Origin of the sequence: Tabrizicola sp., assembly GCF_031377265.1 — a bacterium.
In the GTDB taxonomy this organism is placed as follows: domain Bacteria; phylum Pseudomonadota; class Alphaproteobacteria; order Rhodobacterales; family Rhodobacteraceae; genus JAUYQR01.
Window position 1 is genome coordinate 1 of the sequence record NZ_JANMET010000017.1, and the last position, 2,157, is coordinate 2,157.

Annotated in this window: 3 protein-coding genes and 1 pseudogene; 2 read left to right on the forward strand and 2 right to left on the reverse strand. The window is 59.8% G+C overall.

All coding sequences use genetic code 11. The features are described 5' to 3' along the window. Positions 1-93: 93 nt before the first annotated feature. Positions 94-252, reverse strand: a pseudogene (hspQ, locus tag RMO18_RS01105) (heat shock protein HspQ); the annotation flags it as partial. An 85-nt stretch (positions 253-337) separates the two neighbouring features. Between hspQ and RMO18_RS01110 the strand changes: the two are divergent. Continuing rightward, positions 338-1,219, forward strand: a complete 882-nt coding sequence (locus tag RMO18_RS01110; protein WP_309663390.1) for an AEC family transporter — start codon at positions 338-340, stop codon at positions 1,217-1,219. 78 nt (positions 1,220-1,297) lie between these two features. Next, positions 1,298-1,876, forward strand: a complete 579-nt coding sequence (locus RMO18_RS01115) for a lytic transglycosylase (RefSeq protein WP_309663391.1) — start codon at positions 1,298-1,300, stop codon at positions 1,874-1,876. Positions 1,877-1,880: 4 nt separating this feature from the next. Here the strand turns inward: RMO18_RS01115 and RMO18_RS01120 are convergent. Continuing rightward, positions 1,881-2,157, reverse strand: a 277-nt coding sequence (locus tag RMO18_RS01120; protein WP_309663392.1) for an outer-membrane lipoprotein carrier protein LolA, incomplete at its 5' end; no start/stop codon positions are given.

The following is a 2,157-nucleotide window of genomic DNA, read 5'->3' on the forward strand; positions in this document are numbered from 1 at the left end:
CCAAAGCTACTACGTTGCCTACGTCTCGGAACAGAACTTGGTCCCTGACGAAACCGGCGAACCGGTAGACCACCCCGACCTCGGCGATCTGTTCGGCGATTTCGAAGACGGGCGGCTGTCTTCGGGGATGTTCTCGTACCATTCATCGGTATTAGAAAACATCGCGTCCACATCAAACACCACACCGCGAAACGGGTGCTTCCGATGCCGAAGCACCTGACCGATGTGATATTTGGCTTGGGTCTTCAGCATCGCGTTGCATCCCCTGAGGATGGTAAGTAATCCCTTGCGCAGCCTCTTGTCCATCAAAGAGGCGGCAGTTCAAGGGAAACAGTCTGTGAACATTATCCTTACAGTGCTGGAAATCATCGCTCCTGTCGTGGTTTTGGGCGGTGTGGGATATCTATGGGTGAAGGCCGGGTTCGAATATCGGATGGAGTTCATCACCCGGTTGTGCATGACCCTTTCCGTTCCCGCGTTGATCTTTACTTCCCTGATGAAGACTGAGATCGAGCCAGCCGCGCTACGCGATCTGACGCTGGCGGCGATGGCGGCTTATGGCGCGCTGACGCTGGTGTTCTGGGCCCTGACGACGGCGCTGCGGCTGGACCGGCGTACCTATCTGTCGCCGTTGATCTTTGGCAATACCGGCAATGTCGGGCTGCCGCTGGCGTTTTTCGCGTTCGGGCAGGCGGGGCTCGATTTTGCCGTGGTGGTTTTTGCGGTGATGGCGGTGTGGAGCTTTACCTTTGGTTTGTGGATCGTGGCGGGGGGCGGATCGCCACTGCGGGTGCTTAAGGAGCCGCTGGTGGGCGCCACCCTGCTGGGCGCGCTGTTCCTGTGGCAGGACTGGCACACGCCGGAATGGTTGACCCGGTCATTGGAACTGTTGGGCCAGATTGCGATTCCGGTAATGCTGATCACCTTGGGCGTTGCGGTGGCGCGGCTGTCTGCAGGGCATCTTGGTCGCGCCGTTTGGCTGAGCGTGATCCGTGCGGCGGTGTGCGTTGCGGTGGCAGCGGGCACAGGGTGGGCGCTGGGGCTACCACCAGTGGCGCTGGCGGTGTTGATCCTGCAAGTGTCGACCCCGGTTGCCGTGACATCCTACATGCTGGCCGAGAAATACGGGGCCGATGCCGATGCGGTGGCGGGAATGGTTATCGCGTCGACCCTGCTGTCGGTGCTGACCCTGCCGCTCACTCTCGCTTTTCTGATCTGAGGGTCAGGAGTTCCCCATTTCAAACAGCGGTGGTTTGGTCTATCTTCTTGGCAAAAGACTATAAAGCACGAGGGGCAGATGAGCAGGTTTCTCCGTGCGTCGTTGTTGTTGCTGTTTCTGGGCTCTTGCGGGGGCGGCAACTTTTCGGCGCCAAGACAGTTGGAAGACGCCTGCGCGATCATCCGCGAACGGCCAGAGTATATGCGCGCCATGCGGGCCACAGAACGGCGCTGGGGGGTTCCGGTGCCTGTGCTGATGGCCACCATCTACCAGGAATCGAAGTTTATCGGCAACGCACGCACGCCTTACACCTTTGCGCTGGGCGTGATTCCAATGGGGCGGCAAAGCACTGCCTATGGCTATAGCCAAGCGCTGAACGGCACGTGGGAAGAGTACCAGGATACGGCAGGCGGTCGCGGCGCAAAGCGCGATGACATCGGCGATGCGACCGATTTCATGGGCTGGTACATGGACCAAAGCAGCCAGTCGCTTGGCATCTCGAAGAGCGATGCCGAAGCGCAGTACCTTGCCTATCACGAGGGGCGCACCGGCTATGCCAGCCAGAGTTATCTGGGCAAGCCCTGGCTGGTAGAGGTTGCAGCTGCAGTCGGCGCGCGATCGGAAATGTACCGCGATCAGCTGCAGTATTGCCGCTGATTGGTCAGTTTCCGCGTTTCTGAGTTTCGGCGGTGATGTCGAACAGGGCGGCACCCAAGCTGCCGCCTTTCTTCGTTTCGCCAAGGATCACAGTGGTTTGCGCGCCCAGATCATCAGTGATCACCCATTGCCGCAATTCCACCGGATCGGCTGTGAACACCAACTCGATCGTGCCGTAATCCGGGTTCTCCGGGTCTTGCGCCAGAACCCGGGTCGAGGTGCCGTCTTCGGAATGGCCAACCACCATCTTGGCGCGGCCAAGGTCGATGTTCTCGGCCAGA

What these genes read in the sequence shown, in the direction of transcription:
- RMO18_RS01115 (WP_309663391.1), top strand. Translation starts at nt 1,298, where the DNA reads ATGAGCAGGTTTCTCCGTGCGTCGTTGTTGTTGCTGTTTCTGGGCTCT.